Annotated in this window: 21 protein-coding genes; 13 read left to right on the top strand and 8 right to left on the bottom strand. The window is 72.6% G+C overall.

What is annotated here, in order from left to right; genetic code table 11:
* Window positions 1-129: 129 nt before the first annotated feature.
* Window positions 130-360, bottom strand: coding sequence for a DUF4287 domain-containing protein (locus ACFVXJ_RS29690; protein ID WP_389666361.1), 231 nt, complete (start codon window positions 358-360; stop codon window positions 130-132).
* Between the two features lie 98 nt (window positions 361-458).
* Here ACFVXJ_RS29690 and ACFVXJ_RS29685 point away from each other — a divergent pair, with 98 nt between their 5' ends.
* Window positions 459-836 (top strand): hypothetical protein, encoded by a 378-nt coding sequence (locus ACFVXJ_RS29685; RefSeq protein WP_389666359.1) that lies wholly within the window; start codon window positions 459-461, stop codon window positions 834-836.
* Here ACFVXJ_RS29685 and ACFVXJ_RS29680 read toward each other — a convergent pair.
* The 3 genes from ACFVXJ_RS29680 to ACFVXJ_RS29670 all read right to left on the bottom strand — a co-directional run bounded on the left by ACFVXJ_RS29680 (window position 820) and on the right by ACFVXJ_RS29670 (window position 4,364).
* Entirely contained in the window at window positions 820-1,653 is an 834-nt protein-coding gene (locus ACFVXJ_RS29680; RefSeq protein ID WP_389666377.1) for a hypothetical protein, read from the bottom strand. The genes ACFVXJ_RS29685 and ACFVXJ_RS29680 overlap by 17 nt on opposite strands.
* A gap of 285 nt (window positions 1,654-1,938) precedes the next feature.
* Complete coding sequence (locus ACFVXJ_RS29675) at window positions 1,939-3,159, bottom strand: acetyl-CoA C-acetyltransferase (RefSeq protein WP_389666357.1); 1,221 nt, start codon at window positions 3,157-3,159, stop codon at window positions 1,939-1,941.
* A 134-nt stretch (window positions 3,160-3,293) separates the two neighbouring features.
* Window positions 3,294-4,364: an SGNH/GDSL hydrolase family protein gene (locus tag ACFVXJ_RS29670; protein ID WP_389666355.1), complete on the bottom strand. Its 1,071-nt coding sequence runs from the start codon at window positions 4,362-4,364 to the stop codon at window positions 3,294-3,296.
* A 130-nt stretch (window positions 4,365-4,494) separates the two neighbouring features.
* Between ACFVXJ_RS29670 and ACFVXJ_RS29665 the strand changes: the two genes are divergently transcribed.
* Window positions 4,495-5,880: a cystathionine beta-synthase gene (locus ACFVXJ_RS29665; RefSeq protein ID WP_389666375.1), complete on the top strand. Its 1,386-nt coding sequence runs from the start codon at window positions 4,495-4,497 to the stop codon at window positions 5,878-5,880.
* Window positions 5,881-6,557: 677 nt separating this feature from the next.
* Here ACFVXJ_RS29665 and ACFVXJ_RS29660 read toward each other — a convergent pair.
* Complete coding sequence (locus tag ACFVXJ_RS29660) at window positions 6,558-6,938, bottom strand: hypothetical protein (protein ID WP_389666353.1); 381 nt, start codon at window positions 6,936-6,938, stop codon at window positions 6,558-6,560.
* 145 nt (window positions 6,939-7,083) lie between these two features.
* Here ACFVXJ_RS29660 and ACFVXJ_RS29655 point away from each other — a divergent pair, with 145 nt between their 5' ends.
* A complete protein-coding gene (locus tag ACFVXJ_RS29655) occupies window positions 7,084-7,926 on the top strand; it encodes a MurR/RpiR family transcriptional regulator (RefSeq protein ID WP_389666351.1) in 843 nt (280 codons plus the stop codon).
* Window positions 7,927-7,960: 34 nt separating this feature from the next.
* Here ACFVXJ_RS29655 and ACFVXJ_RS29650 read toward each other — a convergent pair whose 3' ends face one another.
* Complete coding sequence (locus tag ACFVXJ_RS29650; protein ID WP_389666349.1) at window positions 7,961-9,376, bottom strand: diaminopimelate decarboxylase; 1,416 nt, start codon at window positions 9,374-9,376, stop codon at window positions 7,961-7,963.
* Window positions 9,377-9,479: 103 nt separating this feature from the next.
* On the opposite strand from ACFVXJ_RS29650, the gene hutU reads away from it, so the two are divergent.
* From hutU to ACFVXJ_RS29610, 8 genes are all read left to right on the top strand, one after another.
* Window positions 9,480-11,144, top strand: a complete 1,665-nt coding sequence (hutU, locus tag ACFVXJ_RS29645; protein ID WP_389666347.1) for a urocanate hydratase — start codon at window positions 9,480-9,482, stop codon at window positions 11,142-11,144.
* Between the two features lie 77 nt (window positions 11,145-11,221).
* The gene (locus ACFVXJ_RS29640; RefSeq protein ID WP_389666373.1) at window positions 11,222-12,412 is read left to right on the top strand and encodes an allantoate amidohydrolase; all 1,191 of its coding nucleotides are present in this window, start codon (window positions 11,222-11,224) and stop codon (window positions 12,410-12,412) included.
* Entirely contained in the window at window positions 12,403-13,743 is a 1,341-nt protein-coding gene (locus tag ACFVXJ_RS29635; protein WP_389666345.1) for a formimidoylglutamate deiminase, read from the top strand. Before ACFVXJ_RS29640 ends, ACFVXJ_RS29635 begins: the two co-directional genes overlap by 10 nt.
* Window positions 13,744-13,760: 17 nt before the next feature.
* Window positions 13,761-14,963, top strand: coding sequence for an imidazolonepropionase (gene hutI, locus ACFVXJ_RS29630; protein ID WP_389666343.1), 1,203 nt, complete (start codon window positions 13,761-13,763; stop codon window positions 14,961-14,963).
* A gap of 125 nt (window positions 14,964-15,088) precedes the next feature.
* Window positions 15,089-15,781 carry an LPXTG cell wall anchor domain-containing protein gene (locus ACFVXJ_RS29625; RefSeq protein ID WP_389666341.1) on the top strand — a complete coding sequence of 231 codons (693 nt, stop codon included), beginning with the start codon at window positions 15,089-15,091 and terminating at the stop codon, window positions 15,779-15,781.
* Between the two features lie 17 nt (window positions 15,782-15,798).
* Window positions 15,799-16,881 (top strand): hypothetical protein, encoded by a 1,083-nt coding sequence (locus ACFVXJ_RS29620; RefSeq protein WP_389666340.1) that lies wholly within the window; start codon window positions 15,799-15,801, stop codon window positions 16,879-16,881.
* Window positions 16,878-17,957: a hypothetical protein gene (locus tag ACFVXJ_RS29615; RefSeq protein ID WP_389666338.1), complete on the top strand. Its 1,080-nt coding sequence runs from the start codon at window positions 16,878-16,880 to the stop codon at window positions 17,955-17,957. The genes ACFVXJ_RS29620 and ACFVXJ_RS29615 overlap by 4 nt, the downstream gene beginning before the upstream one ends.
* A 14-nt stretch (window positions 17,958-17,971) precedes the next feature.
* Window positions 17,972-19,279 carry a hypothetical protein gene (locus tag ACFVXJ_RS29610; RefSeq protein WP_389666336.1) on the top strand — a complete coding sequence of 436 codons (1,308 nt, stop codon included), beginning with the start codon at window positions 17,972-17,974 and terminating at the stop codon, window positions 19,277-19,279.
* A gap of 234 nt (window positions 19,280-19,513) precedes the next feature.
* Here ACFVXJ_RS29610 and ACFVXJ_RS29605 read toward each other — a convergent pair whose 3' ends face one another.
* A complete protein-coding gene (locus tag ACFVXJ_RS29605; RefSeq protein WP_389666335.1) occupies window positions 19,514-21,031 on the bottom strand; it encodes a peptide MFS transporter in 1,518 nt (505 codons plus the stop codon).
* A gap of 501 nt (window positions 21,032-21,532) precedes the next feature.
* Here ACFVXJ_RS29605 and ACFVXJ_RS29600 point away from each other — a divergent pair.
* Together ACFVXJ_RS29600 and ACFVXJ_RS29595 are read left to right on the top strand one after the other, a co-directional pair.
* Window positions 21,533-22,210 (top strand): response regulator transcription factor, encoded by a 678-nt coding sequence (locus tag ACFVXJ_RS29600; protein WP_329195768.1) that lies wholly within the window; start codon window positions 21,533-21,535, stop codon window positions 22,208-22,210.
* A gap of 12 nt (window positions 22,211-22,222) precedes the next feature.
* Window positions 22,223-23,488, top strand: coding sequence for an ATP-binding protein (locus ACFVXJ_RS29595; RefSeq protein WP_389666333.1), 1,266 nt, complete (start codon window positions 22,223-22,225; stop codon window positions 23,486-23,488).
* Window positions 23,489-23,528: 40 nt separating this feature from the next.
* Here the strand turns inward: ACFVXJ_RS29595 and ACFVXJ_RS29590 are convergent, their stop codons facing one another.
* Entirely contained in the window at window positions 23,529-24,086 is a 558-nt protein-coding gene (locus ACFVXJ_RS29590) for a GtrA family protein (protein ID WP_389666332.1), read from the bottom strand.
* Window positions 24,087-24,295 lie beyond the last annotated feature (209 nt).

The raw sequence follows: 24,295 nt of genomic DNA, 5'->3' as shown, positions 1-24,295 counted from the left end.
GGGTCCGACAGGGGAAGGCCCCGCGAGCGATGTCGCTCGCGGGGCCTTCCCGCGTCGTGGACCGGTACGGATCAGCGGTAGGGACGGGGGGCGGTCGGGGGACTCGTGCGGTGCGGCACGGGCAGGGGATCAGCCGAGTCTGCGGGCGGCCCTGCGCAGGTCGTACTCGTGGATGATCGCCTTGGCCTGGCCGTACGAGAGGTCGTGCGCGCCGCGCAACCAGCTCACCTTCTCCTCGAACCGGACGAGGGACGGGCCGTCGTCCACGGTGCGCAGCCAGTCGGACACTTCACGACCGGTGGTCACGGGAATTCTGTCGATCATGTTGCGGTGTGTCTGCTCCGAGAACTCTACGGACATGGGCGCCTCCGGAGGTATCGCCTTGTTCTCTTCACGACACCGTGCCTCAGCGTTCGCCCGTTGGCAATGGCGCCGGGGCGGCGCGTAAGGTCGGCCGGGTGCTTGATACTTCGCCCCTGACCGCCGCCGTGGAACGTTTCGCCGACCGACTGCGGTCCGCTCCGCAGAGCCGGCTCCGGCGCGGAGCCGCCGCCGAGGCGCTGGAACTGGCCCGCGAGCTCGCGGTGCGCGCCCAGCGGCTGGAGGACGCGGCCCGGGACCCGAGGGGGGCGGCTCCGGCGCGCGTCGTACCGGACGCCGGCGTCTTCGTCGTCGGCGACCAGGTGGCGGTCACCGGTCAGGACCTCGCCGAGGCGCTGCGCGCCCTGCGCACGGACGAGAGCGGCGAGCGCGGCGAGAGCGGAACGGCCCCGTCCGTGATGCTGGACGAGGCCGTGCGACTGGTGGAGCAGGCGGAACTCAGAGCGATGCGATGACGCGGTCCGCGAGGATGTAGACGTTGCTGTCCGGGTCCTCGGTGTCACCGCAGGAGAAGGTCAGGGCGTAGGCGCCGGAGATCCCCGAGCCGCCCAGCAGCACCGGGGCCGTGCCCGAGCGCAGGGCCTCCGCGAGGCGCTCCGCGGTCTCCCGGTGACCCGGGGTCATACAGAGCGTGGTGCCGTCCGTGAAGACGTACACGTCCAGGGTGCCCAGCGGGCCGGGCCGGACGTCCGCGAGGGCCGTACGGGCCTCCGCGAGCTCTTCCAGGCGGCTCACGGTGCGCTCGTGGTCCACGCCCGGGTGCGGGGCCTGGACGGGGACGAAGTCGGGGTGCGACGGATGCCGTCTGCGGGCGGCCGCCAGTTCGGCGGAGTCCTCGGGGTAGTCGTCGAGCAGGTCCTCGCCGAGAACCGGCTCCAGACCCACGAGGTCGGCCTGCCGGGGGAGGAACACCGGGCTGTCCTCGCCGAGCCCGGGCAGACCGCCCAGCAGCGAGCCCGGGGCCTCGCCGGCGAAGCTGGGGGAGGCGTCGGCGGCGTCGCGGGCCTCCTGCGCGGCCCAGAAGGCCCGTGCTTCGGCCAGCTCCCGCTCCCGCTCCTCGGCGAGGGCCTCGGCGACGGCGGCTCGTATCTCGGCGGCGGGGGACTCCACGGCGCTGCGGGCGTGCGGGACGGTCGCACCGCGCGGCTGGGCCGGCATCGCCAGCTCGCCGCGCAGGGCCGTGACCTGCTTACGCAGTCCGTGTACGGCGTGCAGCGCAGCGGCGCCCACGGCCGTGGCAGCGGCCGTGGTCAGCAGCAGGGCAAGAGACATGGCGCTCACTGACTAACTCCTGGTTGATTCGATCCCCCGACTTCCTACATCAGCTTGACCTGTGCTGGGAATGGCATGCAGTGCATTACGTCATGAATTGGACAGGCCAAAGGTCCCCCGCCGGCCCGAAGCACTTCTCTGACCTGCGGAAATGCCGATCCCCCAGGACATAGGTCACATCCTGGGGGAGATTCGGTCACAGGTCGGCCGCGACGGGGTTGGAACGACTACGGAGAGTCGACGCGGGCGGGGGCCCCTCGGGGCACCCCTACCCTTCGCTACGGCTCAGCTCAGCCGCTCGATGACCATGGCCATGCCCTGGCCGCCGCCCACGCACATCGTTTCGAGGCCGAACTGCTTGTCGTGGAACTGGAGGCTGTTGATCAGCGTGCCGGTGATGCGCGCACCGGTCATCCCGAACGGGTGACCGACGGCGATGGCCCCGCCGTTGACGTTCAGCTTCTCCAGCGGGATCTCCAGGTCCCGGTACGACGGGATGACCTGCGCGGCGAACGCCTCGTTGATCTCGAAGAGGTCGATGTCGCCGACGGTCAGGCCGGCCCGCTTCAGCGCCTGCTTGGACGCCTCGACCGGGCCCAGGCCCATGATCTCGGGGGAGAGGCCGGTCACGCCGGTGGAGACGATCCGGGCCAGCGGGGTCAGGCCCAGCTCCCGCGCCTTCGTGTCGCTCATAATGACCAGCGCGGCGGCGCCGTCGTTCAGCGGGCAGCAGTTGCCGGCCGTCACCAGGCCGTCCGGCCGGAAGACGGGCTTCAGGCCCTGCACGCCCTCCAGCGTGACGCCGGCGCGGGGGCCGTCGTCCGTGGCGACGACCGTGCCGTCCGGGGTCGTGACCGGGGTGATCTCGCGCGCCCAGAACCCGTTCTTGATGGCTTCCTCGGCCAGGTTCTGCGAGCGCACGCCGAACTCGTCCATGTCCTGGCGGGTCACGCCCTTGAGCCGGGCCAGGTTCTCGGCGGTCTGCCCCATCGCGATGTACGCGTCCGGGACCAGGCCGTCCTCGCGCGGGTCGTGCCAGGACGCGCCCTCGCTCTGCGCCACCGCGGCGGTACGCGCCTCGGCGTCCGCGAAGAGCGGGTTGTGGGTGTCCGGCAGGCCGTCGGAGGAACCCTTCACGGAGCGGGAGACCATCTCGACGCCCGCCGAGATGAAGACGTCGCCCTCGCCCGCCTTGATGGCGTGCAGGGCCATGCGGGAGGTCTGGAGGGACGAGGAACAGTAACGGGTGATCGTGCAGCCCGGCAGGTGGTCCATGCCCATCTGTACGGCCACGATGCGGCCCAGGTTGTGGCCCTGCTCGCCGCCCGGCAGGCCGCAGCCCAGCATCAGGTCGTCGATCTCGCGCGGGTCCAGCTCGGGAACCTTGGCGAGGGCGGCCCGGATGATCGTCGCGGTCAGATCGTCCGGGCGGATGTCCTTGAGGGACCCCTTGAAGGCGCGCCCGATGGGCGAGCGGGCGGTGGAAACGATGACTGCTTCGGGCATCGGGGCTCCAAGGGGGTGCGTTGCGGCTCGTACCGGACCAGCATGTGAAGTTACCGGCCCGTACCGTCGAGGTCACCGGCCTCGCGGTGTGATGAGGACCGCACCGGCCCGGTGGGACGCCGGTCCGGCCGCCGTCAGGGGCCGGACACCGGGGCGTCCGTACTTCCGGCGTTCCCGGCCGTCGCACCCGCCACACTCCCGTCGCCCGCCTCGGCGGGCCCGCCGATCGGCTCGGACTCCGGGACCCGCCGGCGCCGCCGGTGCTTGAGCAGGGCCCACGGGCCGCGGGCCGGGGTGACCTCGGTGCCCGCCTCGCCGGCCGCGGCGGAAGCGGCCTTCGCGACCGGCAGCAGGTCCTCGTCCCGGGACACGTCGAGGCGGTCCGACCCGGGCCACAGCCCCAGCGCCGCGCACAGGGTCGGCAGCACGGCCATGGCGGCCGTCGCGTACCCCTCCGCCGACGGGTGGTAGGAGTCGGGGCCGAACATCTCGCGCGGGTTCGCCGCGAACTCCGGCCCGAGCAGGTCGCCCATCGAGACGGTACGGCCCCCCTGCGCGACCACGCCGATCGTCTGGGCGGCGGCGAGCTGGCGCGAGACCCGGCGGGCCAGCATGCGCAGCGGCTGGTAGACCGGTTCGATCGTGCCCAGGTCCGGGCAGGTGCCGACGACGACCTCGGCGCCCGCGAGCCGCAGCCGGCGTACCGCCGCGGTGAGCAGCCGGACCGACTGGGTGGGCGGCATCCGGCGCGTCACGTCGTTCGCGCCGATCATGATCACGCAGACGTCGGGGGCCGGGGCCGCCCCGTCCAGCAGCAGGCCCACCTGGCGGTCGAGGTCGTCCGACATGGCCCCCGACAGGGCCACGTTGCGCAGCTCGACCGGCCGCTCGGCCACCGCCGCCAGGCCCGAGGCGAGCAGGGCGCCCGGAGTATGGCGCGCCCGCCGGACCCCGAGACCGGCGGCCGTGGAATCGCCCAGCATGCCCAGCCGCAACGGACCGGGACTAAGCTCGGGACCACCGAACTCGCTCCCGTACACCCCGTCGGCGCGCGGCGGATCCGGCAGGCCGGTGCCCACCGTGTGCTTGGCGAACTGGACCTCGGCCAGTACCAGGCCCACCGCGGCGACCCCGAGCAGCCCGAGCCCGCCTCCGCCGTACGCCGCTCCCGCCGCGATCCGGCGGGCCGTCCTCGCCCTGGACACCCTTGGGCACCTCGCTTTCCTGCTGCCCCGATGACCTTCCTGCCCCGTAGAGCCGGTCGGTCAATCCCTTTCCGCATACTCTGGCCGGACCTCCCGGAGAACCCGTGGAGTCCCCTCCTTGGAGAACATGGTGCAATTCCACGACTCGATGATCAGCCTCGTCGGCAACACCCCGCTGGTGAAGCTCAACCGTGTGACCGACGGCCTGCAGGCCACCGTCCTTGCGAAGGTCGAGTACTTCAATCCCGGCGGATCCGTGAAGGACCGGATCGCCGTCCGGATGATCGAGGCCGCCGAGCAGAGCGGTGCCCTCAAGCCCGGCGGCACCATCGTGGAGCCGACCAGCGGCAACACCGGCGTAGGACTCGCCATCGTGGCCCAGCAGAAGGGCTACAAGTGCATCTTCGTCTGCCCTGACAAGGTGTCCCTGGACAAGATCAACGTGCTGCGCGCGTACGGCGCCGACGTGGTCGTCTGCCCGACCGCCGTCGATCCCGAGCACCCGGACTCGTACTACAACGTCTCCGACCGCCTCGTCCGCGAGACGCCCGGTGCCTGGAAGCCCGACCAGTACAGCAACCCGAACAACCCCCGTTCGCACTACGAGACCACCGGTCCCGAGCTGTGGGAGCAGACGGACGGGAAGATCACGCACTTCGTGGCGGGCGTCGGCACGGGCGGCACGATCTCCGGCACGGGCAACTACCTCAAGGAGGTGTCCGGCGGCAAGGTCAAGGTCATCGGCGCCGACCCCGAGGGCTCCGTCTACTCGGGCGGGTCCGGCCGCCCGTACCTGGTCGAGGGCGTCGGCGAGGACTTCTGGCCGACCGCCTACGACCGCAACGTCACGGACGAGATCATCGCGGTGTCCGACAAGGACTCCTTCCAGATGACGCGTCGCCTCGCCAAGGAAGAGGGCCTGCTGGTCGGCGGCTCCTGCGGCATGGCGGTCGTCGCCGCGCTCAAGGCCGCCGAGGGCCTGGGCCCGGACGACGTGGTCGTCGTCCTGCTGCCCGACAGCGGCCGCGGCTACATGAGCAAGATCTTCAGCGACGAGTGGATGGCGGGCCACGGCTTCCTGGAGGAGGCCGGACCGTCGGCGCGCATCGGTGACGTGCTCGGGGACAAGGAGGGCGCCATGCCGTCCCTGGTCCACATGCACCCCGAGGAGACGGTCGGCGAGGCCATCGACGTGCTGCGCGAGTACGGCGTCTCGCAGATGCCGATCGTCAAGCCGGGCGCCGGCCACCCGGACGTGATGGCCGCCGAGGTCATCGGTTCCGTGGTGGAGAAGGAACTCCTGGCGGCCCTGTTCGCGCAGCGGGCCTCGCTGGGCGACCCGCTGGAGAAGCACATGAGCGCGCCGCTGCCGCAGGTCGGCTCCGGCGAGCCGGTGTCGGAGCTGATGGCGGTGCTGGGGGAGGCCGACGCGGCGATCGTGCTGGTCGAGGGCAAGCCGACCGGGGTCGTCAGCCGCCAGGACCTGCTGGCGTTCCTCGCGAAGTCCGGCAAGTAGGGCAAGCAGGTCCGTGGGCGGGGTGGCCGGCCGGCCGGGTGGTCGGTCGGCCCACCCGGTCCGCCGCCGGGCCGGTCGGCCTCGGGCCGTCGGCCTGTCGCCCGATCGGTACGGGCCCGACACGTGACGGCAGCACCGGCTTAACACGGCTCCGGCACAGTGGTGGTTGTCGGCAGGGAGCGGTACAGCTCCCCGGCCGACACCACGGAACGGCGTTGGCGTACCTCCGGAGCGGCTCCCGGACCGCGTGAACGCCACGGACGCGGACGGCCCTGACCCGGCCCGTGTCCTGCGCGGGGACCGCCGTCGTCCCGCCCCCCGGGCAACCGGGGGTGCGGCGGTCCCCGCGCCTTTTTCTTTTTGGGGCTCGGTTCGGCTCCGGGGCGCTGTGAGCCTGACTCAGAGCGGCCACGTGCTCATACCGCTCGTACCTCGCGGTCTTCCGCGCGAGGCCCCTCTCCTCCCCCAGCCTCCGGCCGGGAGGCGCCCCCACAGGCGCGCCCCTTCGCCTCACTCGCCCGTGCGGACTTCGAGCGGGGGGTACGCCCCTTGCAGACGGCTTTTGCTTCGCATGTCCGTGGCGGCTTCGGCCAAGGGCCCACGCCCGGCGGTCCTTCGCGCCGGGAGGCGACCCCGGGCAGGTGCGGGCCCCCGCGAACCGGCGGAGCCCTGGGGCCTCAGGCCGTCGGGGGGTGGCGGTGGGTGCGGTGGGGGAAGGATTTGGCGGCGTGGGCGAAGTTGACCGCCACGATTCCGGCCCAGGAGACCACCAGCCCCGTCAGGTGGGCCTGCGTCGCGGCGATGGCGGTGAGGGGGATCGCCAGCACCAGCGTGATGATGGCGAAGCCGAACCGTTCGCCGAAGGCGCCGCCGTCCGAGGACCCGGCAGGGGTGTCGCCGCGGGCCGTCGCCAGCCGTTCCTCCGCCAGCCGGCGTCTGACCTGCGTGTCGATCTTGTCGACGAACGAGTCCACCAGGGCGGTCTCGTACTCCGGCCCCAGCTCCCTCCGCGCGTCCAACGTGGCGTCGAGTTCCTTCTTCAGCTCCTGGCGCTCCATGCGCCCACCGTAGGAATCCCCGCGCGCCCGGGCACTGGGGCTAGCCCCCGTCTCGCGAAGCGGTCCGCGGCTTGCCGTCCTGCATAACCACATGCAGAGTGCTCGGTGACTGAATATTCACCGGGACGGGGATGGAGGGGACGGGATGAGCGACAGCCCGGCCGCGAGGCTGCAGAAGCTGTTCGAGGGGCACCGGCTGACGCCGACGCAGCGGCGGATCGCGCACTGCATGGTGCGGGGGGCCGCGGAAGTGCCCTTCCTGTCGAGCGTGGAACTCGCGGAGCTGGCCGGGGTCAGCCAGCCGTCGGTGACCCGCTTCGCGGTGGCGCTCGGCTTCGACGGGTACCCGGCGCTCCGGCGTCATCTGCGCGAGGTGGCGCCCGCCGAGCGGCCGGAGGGCGGGCCGGAGGACCCGTACAACGAGTACCAGCAGGCCGTCCAGGGGGAGATCGAGAACCTGCGCAGGCTCTCGGCCATGCTCGCCGACCCGGCGCCCGTCCAGGAGGCGGGCCGGGTGCTCGCCGGGTCGCGACCGCTGCCGGTGCTCGGGCTGCGCGCGGCGTCCTCGCAGGCGCGGGGCTTCGCGTACTTCGCCGCCAAGGTGCACCCGGACGTGCGGCTGCTCGACGAGGGCGGGTCGATGCTCGCCGACCGGATCGACGCGGCGGTGGCGGCCGGCGCCTCGGCGCTGCTGTGCTTCGCGCTGCCCCGGCATCCGCGCGAGGTGGTGGAGGCCCTGGACCACGGGCGGGCGTCCGGGCTGACCGTGGTGACGGTCGCCGACTCCGCCTTCGCCCCGGTCGCGCGCCACTCGGACCTGTTGATCCCGGCGCCGGTGGGCACGGGGCTGGCCTTCGACACCGCGTGCGCGCCGATGCTGCTGGGCCGGGTCCTGTTGGAGGCCATGGCCGACGCCCTGCCCGACGCCCAGGCCCGTTTGGAGGCGTTCGACGCCCGCGCGGCGTCCCGCGGTCTCTTCGTCGAGTGAGGCGCGGTGCCGGGCCATCCCGCGAGGGGCCCGGCTACCGGCGCAGCGCGTCCCGGAGGTCGCCGCCCGCCTCCGCGACGATCGACGTCAAGGACTGTGCCGGGCGGGCCAGGGCGAAGCGGACCTCGCCGCCCGCGGTGACCGTGAACCCGTGGACCGCCGGGCGCGGGAGGCTGTTGTAGCCGTAGTGGGCGGTGAAGAAGTAGGCGCCGGTGTCCGGGACCCCGATCAGGTCTCCCGCCGACAGCCGCGGCAGGTCCCGCGCCGTGGCCAGCAGGTCGCCCGCGAAGCAGGCCGGGCCCGCCACGTCTTGGGCGAGCGGCGGACCGGTCAGCGGCGCGCCCTTGGCGTCGTACGGGAGGATGCGCAGCGGCCACGACGCCGGGGCGTACACCGTGCGCGTGGCGACCTGCACCCCGGCGTGGGTCACGGCGATGCGCCGGCCGCCCGTCTCCTTCGCGTACTCGACCCGCGCCAGGATCAGCCCGTGCTTGGCCAACAGGGACCGCCCGAACTCCGTGACCAGGCCGTAGCCGCCGTCGAAGAGCGCCGGGACGGCTTCCCGCAGCGCCGCCACGTACTGCGCGTACGTCGGGGTGGCCGCGTCGGAGGCGAAGTCGACCGGGAGGCCGCCGCCGATGTCGAGGGTGTCGACCTGGCGGCGTCCGGCCGCCGCGTTGATCTCCTCCGCCAGCGCGTGCAGTTCCCGTACGCCCTGCGCGATCAGCGGCAGCGGCACGCCCTGCGAGCCGGAGTGGGCGTGCAGCCGGGTCAGCCAGGGCCGGTCCAGGTAGGCCCCGACCAGCCAGGCGCGGGCCCCCGGGTCGCGCAGCGGGATCCCGAACTTGGAGGTGGCGGTCGCCGTCGAGAGGGCGTCGATGGTGCCGGCGCCCGTCTGCGGGTTGACCCGTACGCCGACCGGCGAGCGGGGCGGCGCCGCGGCCACCAGGGCGTCCAGCCGTTCCAGCTCCTGCCGGTTGTCCGCGTTGACGGCGATCCCGAGGGCCAGGGCCTCGCGCAGCTCCGTCTCCGTCTTGGCGGGGGAGTCCAGGACGGTGGCCCCGGGCGCCACCCCGGCCGCCCGGGCCAGCGCCAGCTCGCCGGGGCTCGCCACCTCGCAGCCGATCCCCTCGTCCGCGAGCAGCCGCAGCACCGGGACCAGCGGGGCGGCCTTGACCGCGAAGGCGTGCAGGACGGGGGTGCCGGGTGCGAGCGCCGAGGCGAAGGCACTGGTCAGGGCCTGGGCCGAGGCGCGGATACCGGCGGTGTCCAGCAGGCAGACCAGCGGCTCGCCCGGATCCGACCCGCTCACCAGTCCCTGTTCCACGGCCGCCCTGACGGCCAGGTCCCGCCGCCGGGCCGCCGCCCGCGCCGGCCCGTCGCCCGCCTTGTCGGGAAGCTCGTCGGACAGCTCGTCGGATGTCCCGTCGTACGCCCTGTCGGAAGCCATGTCCGCATCCCATCATCCGACGCGATCGCCCGCAGCTGTTGACTGGATCTATTCATGCGGCGAGGATGTGAATAGATTGCCCAACATCGGAGGAGGCACCGCCATGTCAGGACCCCGCCCCGTACGTGCCGCGCGAGGTACCGAGCTCAGCGCCCTGGGATGGCAGCAGGAAGCCGCCCTGCGCATGCTGCAGAACAACCTCGACCCCGAGGTCGCCGAGCACCCGGACAAGCTCGTCGTCTACGGCGGGACCGGCAAGGCCGCCCGCGACTGGCGCTCGTACGACGCGATGGTCCGCACCCTGCGCACGCTGAAGCAGGACGAGACGATGCTCGTCCAGTCCGGCCGCCCGGTCGGCGTGATGCAGACCCACGAGTGGGCGCCGCGCGTGCTGCTCGCCAACTCCAACCTGGTCGGCGACTGGGCCAACTGGGAGGAGTTCCGCCGCCTGGAGCACCTCGGCCTGACCATGTACGGGCAGATGACCGCCGGTTCGTGGATCTACATCGGTACCCAGGGCATCCTCCAGGGCACCTACGAGACCTTCGCCGCCGTCGCCGCGAAGAAGTTCGGCGGAACCCTCGCCGGCACCATCACCCTCACCGCCGGCCTCGGCGGCATGGGCGGCGCCCAGCCGCTCGCCGTGACGATGAACGACGGCGTCGCGATCTGTATCGACGTCGACCCGCGCGCCATCGAGCGCCGCATCGAGCACCGCTACCTGGACGTGAAGGCCGACAACCTGCGGCACGCGCTCCAGCTCGCGGTCGAGGCGCGCGACGCCCGCAAGCCGCTCTCCATCGGCCTGCTCGGCAACGCGGCGGACCTGCTCCCGCAGATGCTCGCCGAGGGCGCCCCGATCGACATCGTGACGGACCAGACCTCCGCCCACGACCCGCTCGCCTACCTGCCGACCGGCGTCGCCTTCGACGACATGGCCGACTACGCGGCCAAGGACCCGGCGGGCTTCACCACCCGCGCCCGCGAGTCCATGGCCAAGCACGTCGAGGCCATGGTCGGCTTCATGGACGCCGGCGCCGAGGTCTTCGACTACGGCAACTCCATCCGCGGCGAGGCCCAGCTCGCCGGCTACGACCGTGCCTTCGCCTTCCCCGGCTTCGTCCCCGCCTACATCCGGCCGCTGTTCTGCGAGGGCAAGGGCCCCTTCCGCTGGGCCGCGCTGTCCGGCGAGGCATCGGACATCCACAAGACCGACAAGGCGATGCTCGAACTCTTCCCGGAGAACGAGTCCCTGCACCGCTGGATCAAGATGGCCGGCGAACGCGTCCACTTCCAGGGCCTGCCCGCGCGGATCTGCTGGCTCGGCTACGGCGAGCGCGACAAGGCCGGCGAGCGCTTCAACGACATGGTCGCCTCCGGCGAACTGGCCGCCCCGCTCGCCATCGGCCGCGACCACCTCGACTGCGGTTCCGTCGCCTCCCCGTACCGCGAGACGGAGGCCATGCTCGACGGCTCCGACGCGATCGCCGACTGGCCGCTGCTCAACGCCATGGTCAACGTCGCCTCCGGCGCCTCCTGGGTCTCCATCCACCACGGCGGCGGCGTCGGCATGGGCCGCTCGATCCACGCGGGCCAGGTCTCGGTCGCCGACGGCACGAAGCTCGCGGGCGAGAAGATCCGCCGCGTCCTGACCAACGACCCCGGCATGGGCGTCATCCGCCACGTCGACGCGGGCTACGACATCGCCGAGACGGTGGCGGACGAGCGCGGCGTGCGCGTCCCGATGCGCGAGGGCGACGACGCGTGACCTCGCACACCCCCGACCACGGCGCCGCCGGAGCCCCGGCCCCGGCGGCGCCCGGCGGCGCCCGCTCCTTCCACGGCATGTGGAACGATCTCGCCCCCATCGGCCGCCACACGGACACCGGCGGATACCGCCGGTACGCGTGGACCGGCGCCGACACCGACTGCCGGACCTGGTTCCGCGAGCAGGCGCTGGCCCGCGGGCTCGCGTACGAGACGGACCGCAACGGCAACCAGTGGGCCTGGCTCGGCGACCCCCTCGCGGGCGACGCCGTCGTCACCGGTTCCCACCTGGACTCCGTCCCCGACGGAGGCGCCTTCGACGGCCCCCTCGGCGTGGTGTCCTCCTTCGCGGCCCTGGACGAACTCCGCCACAGGGGTGTGGAGTTCTCCAGGCCACTGGCCATCACCAACTTCGGTGACGAGGAAGGGGCCCGCTTCGGTCTCGCCTGCGTCGGCTCCCGCCTCACCGCGGGGCAACTGACCAAGGAGAAGGCGTACGAGCTGCGCGACGCGGACGGCGTGAGCCTGCCCCGCGCCATGGAAGCCGCCGGACACGACCCCGACGCGATCGGGGCCGACCCCGAACGCCTCGCCCGGATCGGCGCCTTCGTCGAGCTGCACGTCGAACAGGGCCGGGCGCTGGACCTGTCCGGCGACCGCGTCGGCATCGCCTCCGCGATCTGGCCCCACGGGCGCTGGCGGTTCGACTTCCGCGGCGAGGCCAACCACGCCGGCACCACCCGTCTCGTGGACCGGCGCGACCCGATGCTCACGTACGCGGCGACCGTCCTGGCCGCCCGCACCGAGGCGGCCCTCGCCGGCGCCGTCGCCACCTTCGGCAAGATCGCGGTCGAGCCCAACGGGGTCAACGCCATCCCCTCGCTCGTCCGGGGCTGGCTCGACTCCCGCGCCGCCGACCAGGCCACCCTCGACACCGTCGTCACGGCCATCGAGAAGGCCGCCCACGAGCGTGCCGACCAGGACGGCATCGACCTGGCCGTGGTCCGGGAGTCCTTCACCCCGGTCGTGGAGTTCGAGCACGCGCTGCGCGACGAACTGAACCGCATCCTGGGCGGGGCGGTCCCCGTCCTCGGGACCGGGGCGGGACACGACGCCGGAATCCTCTCCGCCGCCGTCCCGACCGCGATGCTGTTCGTACGCAACCCCACCGGCGTCTCCCACTCGCCCCGGGAATTCGCCGCCGAGGACGACTGCGTCGCCGGAGTCCTCGCCCTCGCCGACGTACTGGAAGGTCTCGCGTGCCGTTGAAGACGTACTGGCTGGAACACGCCTGGCTCGGCGCCCACGTCGAGCCGGCCGTCGCCCTGGAGGTATCCGAGGACGGCCGGATCGCCGGGCTGTCCACCGACGTCCACACCCCGCCGCGCGGTGCGGAGGTGCTGCGCGGCCTCACCCTCCCCGGCCTGGCCAACGCGCACAGCCACGCCTTCCACCGGGCCCTGCGCTCCCTCGTCCAGGTCGGCAGCGGCACCTTCTGGACCTGGCGCGAGTTCATGTACCAGGTCGCCCAGAACCTCACCCCCGACACCTACTACGCGCTGGCCCGCGCGGTGTACGCGGAGATGGCCCTGGCCGGCATCACCAACGTCGGCGAGTTCCACTACCTCCACCACGCGCCCGGCGGCGCCCCCTACGCCGACCCGAACGCCATGGGCGAGGCCCTGATCGAGGCCGCCGCCGCGGCGGGCATCCGGATCACCCTGCTCGACACCGCGTACCTCTCGGCCGGCTTCGGCCAGGAACCGAACGCGCACCAGCGCCGCTTCTCCGACGGCACCGCCGACGCCTGGGCCGAACGCGTCGGCGCCCTGCGCCCCCGCGAGCACGCCCTGATCGGCGCCGCCGTCCACTCGGTCCGCGCCGTCCCCGCCGACCAGCTCGCCACCGTGGCCCGCTGGGCCGAGGAACAGCGGGCCCCGCTGCATGTCCACCTCTCCGAGCAGACCGCCGAGAACGAGGCGTGCCAGGCCGCCCACGGCTGCACGCCCACCGAGCTCCTCGCCGAACACGGCGTGCTCGGCCCCCGCACCACCGGCGTCCACAACACGCACCTGACCGACCTCGACATCGGCCTCCTCGGTGGAACCCGCACCGGCACCTGCATGTGTCCGACCACCGAACGCGACCTCGCCGACGGCATCGGTCCCGCGCGCAGGCTCCAGCAGGCGGGCAGCCCGCTCTCCCTCGGCAGCGACAGCCACGCGGTGATCGACCTGCTCGAAGAGGCCCGCGCGATGGAGCTGAACGAGCGCCTGAGCAGCCGCACCCGCGGTCACTGGACGGCGAACGCCCTGCTCACCGCCGCCACCGCCGACGGCCACGCCGCCCTCGGTCTGCCCGACGCGGGCCGCCTGGAGAACGGCGCCCTCGCCGACTTCACCACCATCGCCCTCGACTCCGTCAGGACCGCGGGACCGCTGTCCCGACTGGGCGCCGAGACGGCCGTATTCGCCGCCTCCGCGGCGGACGTGCGCCACACGATCGTGGGTGGCCGGCACGTCGTACGGGACGGGGCGCACACCCTGGTCCCGGACGTCCCCGCAGCCCTCGCCGAGTCGATCGCGGCCGTCCGCGGCTGAAGGAGCCCCCGAACACCATGAACACCCTGAACACGGCGAGCACCGTGAACACCACGGTCATCACCAACATCGCCAACCTGGTCACGAACGACCCCTCCCTCGGTGACGCTTCCCCCCTCGGACTGATCCAGGACGCGGCGGTCGTCATCGAAGGCGACCGCATCGCCTGGGTCGGTGAATCCAGCAAAGCACCCGCCACCGACAACGCCTTCGACGCCGCCGGCCGAGCCGTGATCCCCGGCTTCGTGGACTCCCACTCCCACCTCGTCTTCGCGGGCGACCGGACCGCCGAGTTCAACGCCCGCATGTCGGGCCGCGCCTACTCCGCCGGCGGCATCCGCACCACCGTCGCCGCCACCCGCGCCGCCACCGACGCCGAGCTCGAAGCCAACCTGCTGCGCCACCTCGACGAGGCCCGCCGCCAGGGCACCACCACCTTCGAGACCAAGTCCGGCTACGGCCTCACCGTCGAGGACGAGGCCCGCGCCCTGCGCATCGCCGCCGCGCACACCGAGGAGGTCACCTACCTCGGCGCGCACATCGTCGCCCCGGACTACGCCGACGACCCCGCGGCCTACGTCGCCCTCGTCACCGGCGAGATGCTCGCGGCCTGCGCCCCGCACGCCCGCTGGGTCGACGTCTTCTGCGAGCAGGGCGCCTTCGACGGCGACCAGGCCCGCGCCATCCTCACCGCCGGCGCCGCCGCCGGACTCATCCCCCGCATCCACGCCAACCAGCTCTCCCACGGCCCCGGCGTCCAACTCGCCGTCGAACTCGAAGCCGCCTCCGCCGACCACTGCACCCACCTCACCGACGCCGACGTCGACGCCCTCGCGCAGAGCACCCGCACCGTCGCGACCCTGCTCCCCGGAGCCGAGTTCTCCACCCGGGCCCAGTGGCCCGACGCCCGCCGGCTCCTCGACGCGGGCGCCACCGTCGCGCTGTCCACCGACTGCAACCCCGGTTCCTCGTACACGAGTTCCATGCCGTTCTGCATCGCGCTCGCCGTCCGCGACATGCGGATGACCCCGGACGAGGCGCTCTGGTCGGCCACCGCCGGGGGCGCCCGCGCGCTGCGCCGCACCGACATCGGCGTACTCACCCCCGGCGCCCGCGCCGACCTGGCCCTGCTGGAGGCCCCCAGCCACGTCCACCTCGCCTACCGGCCCGGCGTCCCGCTGGTCTCCGCCGTCTGGCAGCGGGGTGTGCGCGCCGCCTGAAAGCCGCCGCGGCGCCCCGCTCGAACACCCTCGTCCTGTGTCTTCCCTCCACAAGACCCCCGGCGTACCTTGAGCCACCGATCTGATGTTGCGTCAGTAACTTGTGGTCCGAGGGGAAGACGAAGGTGTCCAACCGGAAACGTTCCACCACGCTCGCGCCGGTCCCCGCCCTGCTCTGCGCGGTGGCCGGATCGGCGGCCGCCCTGCTGGCGGCCGCCCCCGCGGCCCACGCCGACGTGGTCGACGTCGCGTACAACTGCCAGACCCCCATCGGGGACAAGTCGGCGGTCTCGCCCATCGACGTCAAGGCCGTCAAGGACGGGGACTCCTACAAGCTGACGATGTCCTTCCAGAAGGGCGTCTCCTCCAGCCCCATCGAACTGGGCAAGGGGGCGATGAACCCCGCCGCCGTCCTGCAGACCGACGGCGCCGAGAAGGTGTCCGTACCGGTCTCCGGCCCCGCGAACTCCGAGGCCGTCCCCGCCGACACCCCCATCAAGATCTCCGACCTCTCGGGCACCTACACCCCGAAGAAGAGCGGCAAGGTCACCTTCATCGCCGGGGTGCTCACCATCAAGGCGATGGGCACCATGACCACCTGCACCCCCGGCAACAGCCCCAAGCCGTCCCTGGAACTCGACGTGACGGCCGCCGGCGGGGGGCAGCAGGAAGCCGACCCCGAGACGCTCCCGCAGACCGGTCCCGCCGACTCCGCCCTCGCGCTCGGCACGCTCGGCGCCACCGTGCTGCTCTCCGGCGCGGCCGGCGTGCTCTGGCTGACCCGGCGCGGCGAGCGGGCCCAGCGGACCCGGTCCTGAACGGAGCGGCCCCGCCCATGCCCGTGCTCCCCACCCGCACGCCCCACCCGCCCCGGCGCCGCGCCCCCCGGCGGCTCGGCCCCGCCCTCCTGACGGCGGCCGCGCTGCTGACCGGGGTGCCCGCGCAGGCCGCCGTCGCCGACACATCGGGCGAGCCCGGCTGGACCGCGGAGCCCGCGGCGGGCCGTGCGGGCGCCGCCGTACGCCCGTACTTCTACCTCGCCGGTGCCGCCGGCACGGTGCTGGAGGACAGCCTCGCCCTGGCCAACCCCACCGACCGGGAGCACACCGTCACCCTGCGCGGGGTCGACGGCCCCCACACCGCCGACGGATCCTTCGCCGTACGCCCCCCGGCGGGCCCCGGCCCCGGCTCGGGTTCCGGCGCCGGCCCCCGCCCCGGCTCGGGCACCGGCCCGGGCTCCTGGATCAGCTTCGGCCGGAGCGCGACCGTCCGGCTCCCCGCCCGCACCCGCGCGGTGGTGCCGTTCACCGTCACCCTCCCGCCCGCCTCCGCGCCCGGCGACCACCCGGCCGCCGTGGTCGCCGGCGAAGCGGGCCACGAGGTGGCCGTACGGGTCCACCTGCGGGTCAGCGGCCCGACCGTGGCGGCCCTCACCGTCGAGGACATCGCCGTACGGGACGCGGGCGGGACGACCGTCATCGCGTACACCCTGGTCAACCGGGGCAACGTCGCCCTCGCCCCCACCCTCGCGGTCCGCGCCGACGGCGGCTTCGGCGCGGCCCCCGGGCGCGCCCCGCACGCCCTCCCGGTGGAACTGCCGCCCGGGCAGCGGGTCGAGCTGACCGAACCCTGGCCCGGGGCCCCCGCGTTCGACCGCGTGCGCCTCACGCTCACCGCCACCGCCCCCGGCGCCCCCCGGGCCACCGGCACCACGGCCGTGTGGTGCCTGCCCCGCTCCCTCGGCGGCCGGCTCGGCCTCGGCCTCGTCGCCCTCGGCGGGACCACCGCGGCCGCGCTGCTCCTCGTCCGCATCCGGCGCACCCGGAGCAGGCGCCGGGCGCCGGACCGGTACGACGAGCACCCGCCGGAGCACCAACCGCACCCCCACCGCCGCCAGTTGACGGGAGCACCCAGGTGAGCAGCCACGTCGGCGGGCCGGCCCGCACCCGGATCGCGGCCCTGCTCACCGCCGGGCTGGCGGTGTTCGCCCTGACTCTGCTCCCCGCCGCCCCGGCCGCCGTCGCCGACGAGGGTCAACCCACCGCCGCGCTCTCCCTCCAAGAGGTCGCCAAGGGCGCCGGGATCAGCGTCACCGGCGCCGGCTGGCGGCCCAGGACCCTGGTGATGCTGCTGGTCTGCGGACAGAACATGATCGGCGGCACCAACAGCTGCGCCAACGCCGACGGGGTCGCGGTCGCGGTCGGCGACGACGGGCACTTCACCGCTCGGCTCCCCGTCGTGGGGCCGCCCAAGCCGTGCCCGTGCGTGGTGGACGTGACCTCCGTCAACGGGGACGGGTCCACCGTCGCCCTACCGATCAAGATCACCGACCATCCGGTGGCGGAACTGCCCGCGGACTCCGGCACCGGCCGCCTCGCGCTGCTCACCGGAGTCCGACTGGAGGGCGACGACGGGGTGCTGACCTGGTTCGGGGCGCCGCCCACGCGGAAGTTCACCGTGACCGTGGGCAACCTCGGATCGGCCCCGGTCAAGGACCCGGTCTTCCGGCTCGGCACCTCGCACGGGGTGTACGCGCCCGTGTGGGAGGAGGCCCGCTGGAAGGGCACCATCGCGCCCGGCGGCAAGGCGGAGGTCCGGCTGGACGTGACGCTGGCGGCGGGCGCCCACGGGGACTACACCGTCTCGCTCAAGTACGGGGACAAGGTGGTGGCCACGCAGCCCTGGGGGGTGGGGCGCCCGTACGGGGTGCTGTTGTTCTGGGCCCTGCTGCTGGTGGTGATCCCGACCGCCGTCTTCCGCGTCGGCATGGCCGTCGTCGACCGCGTCCGGCCGCGCGCCGCCTCCGCCGCCCCGACCTCCGCCGCCTCCTCCGCCGCCCCCGTGGCGGACGCCGAAGCCCCCACGGCGGTCCTGCCGTGGTTCACCCCGGACACCGCGCCGGAACCTGACGCACCACCGGCACCACCGGCACCACACACACCGCAGACATCCGCACCGTCTGAGAACCGTCCGACGACGAAGGGACATTCGTGAAGACCCAACGGAGGGTGAGCGCGACCGCTGTCGCGCTGCTGTTCGGCGGCGCGGGCATCCTGCTGGCGGCCGCCCCCGCCCAGGCGGCCGACGTCTCCTACAAGGTGGAGTGCATCCCGCCCGCGGGAGGCGGCGGCCCGGTCCAGGGCACCACCACCGTCTCCATCACCGCGCCCGCCACCGCGAAGGTCGGCGACGAGGTCGAGGTGGTCTGGAAGACCGTCAAACCGGCCTCGAACAACACCGACCTCATGGACCTGGGCAAGGACACCGTCAAGCCCACCGGCTACGTGACGCTCGGCGGCGCGCTCGGCTCCGAGGCCAAGCTGGAGGGGGAGCGGAAGAACCCGCCCATCCCGAAGAAGGCCCCCATGGTCATGTCCGACATGAAGGGCAAGATCAAGCTGACCAAGGCGGGCGACGTCACGATCACGCCGGGCAAGTACGACGTGGACTTCAGCGGCTTCATCACGAAGTGCTCCCCGAAGGAGACGGTGGGAGTCGCCGCCACCATCAAGGTCACCGAGGGCGGCGGCACGACGGGCGGCACCACGGGCGGCTCGACCACGGGCTCGACCACCGGCGGTTCGACCTCGGGCGGGACCACCGGCGGCTCGACCTCGGGCGGGACCACCGGCGGCTCGACCACCGGCGGAACCACCGGTGGCAGCGGCGGCCAGACCGACTTCCCCGGCAAGCCGATCGAGGTCGCCTACGACTGCGGCGCCGTCGTCCCCGACGGCATCAAGACCCCGGTCACCATCAACGCGAAGAAGAACGGCAGCGGCTACGACCTCACCGTCAAGACCGCCAAGGGCGCGATGGCCAGCCCCATGGCCCTCCCGGCGGGGGCCCTCAAGCCCTCGATGGACATCAAGCTCGGCGGCGCCGACAGCGGCACCGTCAAGGTCACCGGTCCGGCCAACGCGGAGCCGATCCCCGACAAGGCGCCGGTCAGCCTCAGCGACATGACCGGCACCTACAAGCCGGGCAAGACCGGCAAGGTGACGCTCAGCCCGGACCAGCTGACGATCGACGTCACGATGGCCCCGGGCGCCACACCGATCAACGTGCCCTGCAAGGCCACCAGCAGCGGTGTCTCCCTGGAGCTGGACACCACCGCCCAGCCCGGCGGCTCGGGCTCGCCGTCCACCACCGGCAGCACCACCGGCGGCTCCGCCGCGTCCGGTGGCCTCGCCGAGACCGGCGCGGAGGACGGCGGCGGCCTCAAGGCCCTCGGCCTGGTCGCCGGCACGGTCATCCTGCTCGGCGCGGCGGTCTTCACCTTCACCCCCTGGCGCCGCCTGCGCGGCCACCGCTGACTGGCTACCAGTCAGTAACGTATGTCGTGCAGTTCCGTTTTGACCGCCGGGCCCAGGGAACGGGGTTCGGACCGATCGGACCGCTGGCGCGGCGGCTGTGCCCTGGCGGGCAGGCTCTTCGGCGTCCAGTGCTGATGTAACGGCAGGCCAATCCGTACCGCACCCGTGCGGACGGAAACGGCCCGGCACACCTTCCGGTGTGCCGGGCCGTTTCCGTGAGCGGGGCGCGGTACGTCAGTGGACGCTGCCCATAAGGGTCTGGACGCGCTTGCGGTAGGCGTAGACCGCGAAGCCGGCCACGGCGGCGGCGGCCGCCTGCAGGGCGATGATGCCGAGCCCGTTCAGGTCGACACCCGCGATGGAGAGCAGGCTGGTGATGCAGTCACCGGCGGTGACGGCGAGGAACCAGACGCCCATCATCTGCGAGGCGTACTTCTGCGGCGCCATCTTGGTGGTGACGGACAGGCCGACCGGGGAGACGCACAGCTCACCGATGGTCTGGATCATGTAGATCGAGACCAGCCACATCGGGGAGACCTTGGTGTCGCCGCCCGCCATGTTCATCGGGACGATGAAGACGAAGAACGAGGCACCGATCAGGACCAGGCCCATCGCGAACTTCACGATGGTGTTCGGCTCCTGGTTCTTGCGGGCCAGCCACAGCCACAGCCAGGCGAAGACCGGCGCCAGGGCCATCACGAACAGCGGGTTCAGCGACTGGTACCAGGTGGCGGAGAAGCCGAATCCGAACATGGTGTCGGCGGTCTTGCCGTCGGCGAACAGGGAGAGCGTGGAGCCGCCCTGGTCGTAGATCATCCAGAAGACGGCCGCGGCGATGAAGAAGAAGATGTAGGCGGTCATCTTCGACTGCTCGGTCGTCGACAGGTCCTTGTCGCGCTTGATGCGCGCCAGCACGGCGACCGGGATGATCAGGCCGGCCAGGGTCAGCGGGACGAGCGCCCAGTTCAGCGTGTAGGCGCCGAGCGCGACCACGGCACCGTAGAAGACGGCGATCCCTATGACCGCGAAGAAGACCTTCGTCAGGACGGCCTTGCGCTCCTCGGCCGACAGCGGGTTCGGGACCAGGCTGCTCTTGGGGCTGAGGTGCTTGGTGCCGAGCAGGAACTGGGTCAGACCCAGGCCCATGCCGACCGCGGCGAGGGCGAAGCCCAGGTGCCAGTTGTGCTCCTTGCCGACCGTTCCGACCACGAACGGGGCGACGAAGGCACCGAGGTTGATGCCGATGTAGAAGAGCGTGAAGCCACCGTCACGACGCGGGTCCTCGGGACCCTCGTACAGGTGGCCGACCATCGTGGAGATGTTGGCCTTGAGCAGGCCGGAACCCGCCGCGACCAGGATCAGACCGACGAAGAACATCGCCTGGCCGGGGAGGGCCAGGGAGAGGTGACCCGCCATGATCACGAAACCGGCGATGGCGACCGTCTTGCGGGCACCCCAGAGGCGGTCACCGAACCAGCCGCCCGGCATGGCCATCAGGTAGACCATGGAGACGTAGACGGAGTAGATGGCCGTGGTCGTGGCCGCCGTCATCGCCAGCCCGCCGCCCTGGCTGCCCGTCGCGGCGTCGGCGCCGCCCGAGACCAGGTAGTACACGAGGAGGGCGCGCATGCCGTAGTAGGAGAAGCGCTCCCACATCTCGGTCATGAACAGAGTGGCCAGGCCACGGGGGTGGCCGAAGAAGGTCTTCTCGGAGGCCGGAGCCGCCGGTTCCTTCGTCAGGCTGGAAGCCATGGTCGATCCTTGCTTGATCGGGACGCTTCGCTTCGTGAGCGGGACAGCGCCCTGTGGGGGGTGGCCGGCACCGGCGACGGGCCGCCCACCCCACGCCTCGGGGTCTCACCCCACGGGTGGGGGCGAAGGAAGGTCCGTAACCGGGATCCACACCCTCCGCGCACGTCGCGCGCAGGGCCCGGCCCCTAGGTCATTCACTTCATCCGGCGCGGACGGGACGGTCCTTGACACGTGTAGGCATCAAGGCCCCGATCCGCTCGGGACAGAAGGAGAGACCCTTGGCTCGTTTTTCGGCACAAAGGTCCCCTGGGTAGTGCATCAGGCGTCTCGCCACCATACGACACGACACTGCGGCATATGGAAGGACTTGAGATATGGATCACAAGGTGCCGCGGGAACCGTTCGACCTTATTCGAAGGTAGGTAGTAGTCAATAAGCCCAGATCGGCAGGGGTATGCGGGCTGGCCCACGATGCGGTCGCCGCGGACTACCATCACCCACATGACGCGTGTACTGCTCGCCGAGGACGACGCATCCATCTCGGAGCCCCTGGCCCGCGCCCTGCGCCGGGAGGGGTACGAGGTCGAGGTCCGGGAGGACGGCCCCACCGCTCTGGCCGCGGGACTGCAAGGCGGCGTCGACCTCGTCGTCCTGGACCTGGGCCTGCCCGGCATGGACGGCCTGGAGGTGGCCCGACGACTGCGCGCGGAGGGGCACGGCTTCCCGATCCTGGTCCTGACCGCCCGGGCGGACGAGGTCGACACGGTCGTCGGCCTGGACGCGGGCGCGGACGACTACGTGACGAAGCCGTTCCGGCTCGCGGAACTGCTGGCCCGCGTCCGGGCCCTGCTGCGCCGGGGCGCGAACGAGGCGTCGCAGACACCCGCCACCCACGGGGTGCGGATCGACGTCGAGTCGCACCGCGCCTGGATGGGGGAGGAGGAGCTCCAGCTCACCGCCAAGGAGTTCGACCTGCTGCGGGTCCTCGTCCGGGACGCGGGCCGGGTCGTGACGCGCGACCAGCTCATGCGCGAGGTCTGGGACACCACGTGGTGGTCCTCGACCAAAACCCTCGACATGCACATCTCCTGGCTCCGCAAGAAGCTGGGCGACGACGCGGCGAACCCGCGTTACATCGCGACCGTACGGGGCGTCGGCTTCCGTTTCGAGAAGAGCTGAGCGGACCGGACCGTGCGTCGCCGACTGATCAACTCCACGCTCGCCGTGGTGCTCGTGGTGATCGCCGTGTTCGGGGTCTCCCTCGTGATCGTGGAGACCCGGACGATCACCAGCAGCGCCCAGGAGCGGATCGGCTCCGAGGCGCTGCGGCTGGTGGGCGTCGTCGAGGCGGACGTGCTGGAGGGCAAGCCGGTCGACTCCCTCGCGCTGGGCGAGCAACTGGACGCGGGGCGGTACGCCCGCATCACCGTCCCCGGTCGCCCGCCCGTCGAGGTGGGCGAGCGCATCCCGGACAGCGTCATCCGCGGCACCGCCCGCGGCGAGCAGGGCGAGGTGGTGGTGGTCGAGGAGTCCCGCTCCACGGTCACCAAGGAGGTCGGACGGACCCTGGTCGTGGTCGGCGCGGTGGCGTTGCTGGCCGTCGTGGCGGCCGTCCTGCTCGCCGTACGCCAGGCGAACCGGCTGGCCTCACCGCTCACCGACCTCGCGGAGACGGCGGAACGGCTCGGTTCGGGCGACCCGCGCCCCCGCCACAAGCGCTACGGGGTCCCCGAGCTGGACCGGGTGGCGGACGTACTGGACTCAAGCGCGGAGCGGATCGGCCGGATGCTCACGGCCGAGCGGCGCCTCGCCGCCGACGCCTCCCACCAGCTGCGGACCCCGCTGACGGCCCTGTCGATGCGGCTGGAGGAGATCACCGTCACGGACGACCTGGAGACGGTGCGGGAAGAGGCGAGCATCGCCCTGACCCAGGTGGAGCGGCTCACGGACGTGGTGCAGCGGCTCCTGACGAACTCGCGCGACCCCCGGACCGGCTCGGCGGTCCCCTTCGACCTGGACGAGGTCGTCAAGCAGCAGGTGGAGGAGTGGCGGCCGGCCTACCGCAGCGCCGGCCGGGCCATCGTGCGCTCGGGCAAGACCGGCATGCGGGCCGTGGGAACGCCGGGGGCGGTCTCGCAGGTGCTGGCCACCCTCGTGGAGAACGCGCTGATGCACGGCGGCGGGACGGTCGCGCTGCGGACCCGGGTCACCGGCAACCAGGCGGTGCTGGAGGTCACGGACGAGGGCCCCGGCGTTCCGCCCGACCTCGGCAACCGGATCTTCGAGCGGGCCATCAGCGGCCGCAACTCGACGGGCATCGGCCTCGCCGTCGCCCGCGACCTCGCGGAGGCGGACGGCGGCCGTCTGGAGCTGCTCCAGACGCAGCCGCCGGTGTTCGCCCTGTTCCTCAGCCGGACGGCGCCCGTGCCGCCGGAACCCGAGCGGCCGGTCCGCTAGCGGACCGCACGATCCTCGGCGACCCGGCTGGAGGCCGCGGCTAGCGGACCGGCGTAGCGGCCGGCTCGGCCGCGAGGGGCGCGGTCGCGGCGGCCTGGCCGTCGCGCTGCTCGACGACCAGCGAGGCCGCGGCGGGCGTGGGCAGCGCCTTGAAGACCCACGTCCGGTAGGACCAGAAGCGGAAGATCGTGGCGATGCCGATACCGGTGAACTTGAAGAAGTTCGTCGCGAGGGAGCCGTCCCAGCCGAGCCCGTACGTCGCGGTGTACAGCACGCCGTTCTCGATGACCAGGCCGATCACGCTGAACGCGGCGAACAGCACCAGCTCCCGGGTCCGGGTGTGGCTGCTGTTGTTGGCGCGGTCCCGGTAGGCGAAGTAGCGGAACCCGATGTAGTTCGACGCGATGGCCACCACGGTCGCTATGACGCTCGCGCGCACCACTTGGAGGTCGGTCGTGCTGCGGATCAGGTTGAACACACCCATGTTCACCAGCACACCGAGCCCGCCGACCGCCCCGAACTTGGCGACCTCCCGGGCCAGACCGCGTATGCGTTCGAGGACGGATACGTTCGCGGATGCGTTCTTCGGTGTGCTCATGTGATGGTTCAGTCCCTGTCCGTCGTCGCCGCCCCCGGGTCGGGAAGCGTCACTCGTCGTCGGCGACCCACGTCTCGGCGCACACGTCTTCCGCGTCACACGTATCCGTCAACCGAATCTCGTCGCCCGTCCATGGTAAGTGTCGCCCCGCGGCTCCGTCCGCGCCCGGTGCCCCGTGCGACGCACGGCACACGGCCGCCCGGCGAGTC

Source organism: Streptomyces sp. NPDC058279 (assembly GCF_042881255.1).
Taxonomy (GTDB): Bacteria; Actinomycetota; Actinomycetes; order Streptomycetales; family Streptomycetaceae; genus Streptomyces.
Note: the sequence above shows the minus strand (reverse complement) of the source record. Positions and strands in the feature narration are given on the sequence as shown.

Bases quoted from the DNA above. Each gene is read 5' to 3' on its own strand.
- ACFVXJ_RS29650 (WP_389666349.1), bottom strand. From the start codon at position 9,376: ATGGCTTCCGACAGGGCGTACGACGGGACATCCGACGAGCTGTCCGAC.
- ACFVXJ_RS29675 (WP_389666357.1), bottom strand. From the start codon at position 3,159: ATGCCCGAAGCAGTCATCGTTTCCACCGCCCGCTCGCCCATCGGGCGC.
- ACFVXJ_RS29620 (WP_389666340.1), top strand. From the start codon at position 15,799: ATGCCCGTGCTCCCCACCCGCACGCCCCACCCGCCCCGGCGCCGCGCC.
- ACFVXJ_RS29605 (WP_389666335.1), bottom strand. From the start codon at position 21,031: ATGGCTTCCAGCCTGACGAAGGAACCGGCGGCTCCGGCCTCCGAGAAG.
- ACFVXJ_RS29655 (WP_389666351.1), top strand. From the start codon at position 7,084: ATGAGCGACAGCCCGGCCGCGAGGCTGCAGAAGCTGTTCGAGGGGCAC.
- hutU (WP_389666347.1), top strand. From the start codon at position 9,480: ATGTCAGGACCCCGCCCCGTACGTGCCGCGCGAGGTACCGAGCTCAGC.
- ACFVXJ_RS29680 (WP_389666377.1), bottom strand. From the start codon at position 1,653: ATGTCTCTTGCCCTGCTGCTGACCACGGCCGCTGCCACGGCCGTGGGC.
- ACFVXJ_RS29660 (WP_389666353.1), bottom strand. From the start codon at position 6,938: ATGGAGCGCCAGGAGCTGAAGAAGGAACTCGACGCCACGTTGGACGCG.
- ACFVXJ_RS29640 (WP_389666373.1), top strand. From the start codon at position 11,222: ATGTGGAACGATCTCGCCCCCATCGGCCGCCACACGGACACCGGCGGA.
- ACFVXJ_RS29600 (WP_329195768.1), top strand. From the start codon at position 21,533: ATGACGCGTGTACTGCTCGCCGAGGACGACGCATCCATCTCGGAGCCC.
- hutI (WP_389666343.1), top strand. From the start codon at position 13,761: ATGAACACCCTGAACACGGCGAGCACCGTGAACACCACGGTCATCACC.
- ACFVXJ_RS29590 (WP_389666332.1), bottom strand. From the start codon at position 24,086: ATGAGCACACCGAAGAACGCATCCGCGAACGTATCCGTCCTCGAACGC.
- ACFVXJ_RS29690 (WP_389666361.1), bottom strand. From the start codon at position 360: ATGTCCGTAGAGTTCTCGGAGCAGACACACCGCAACATGATCGACAGA.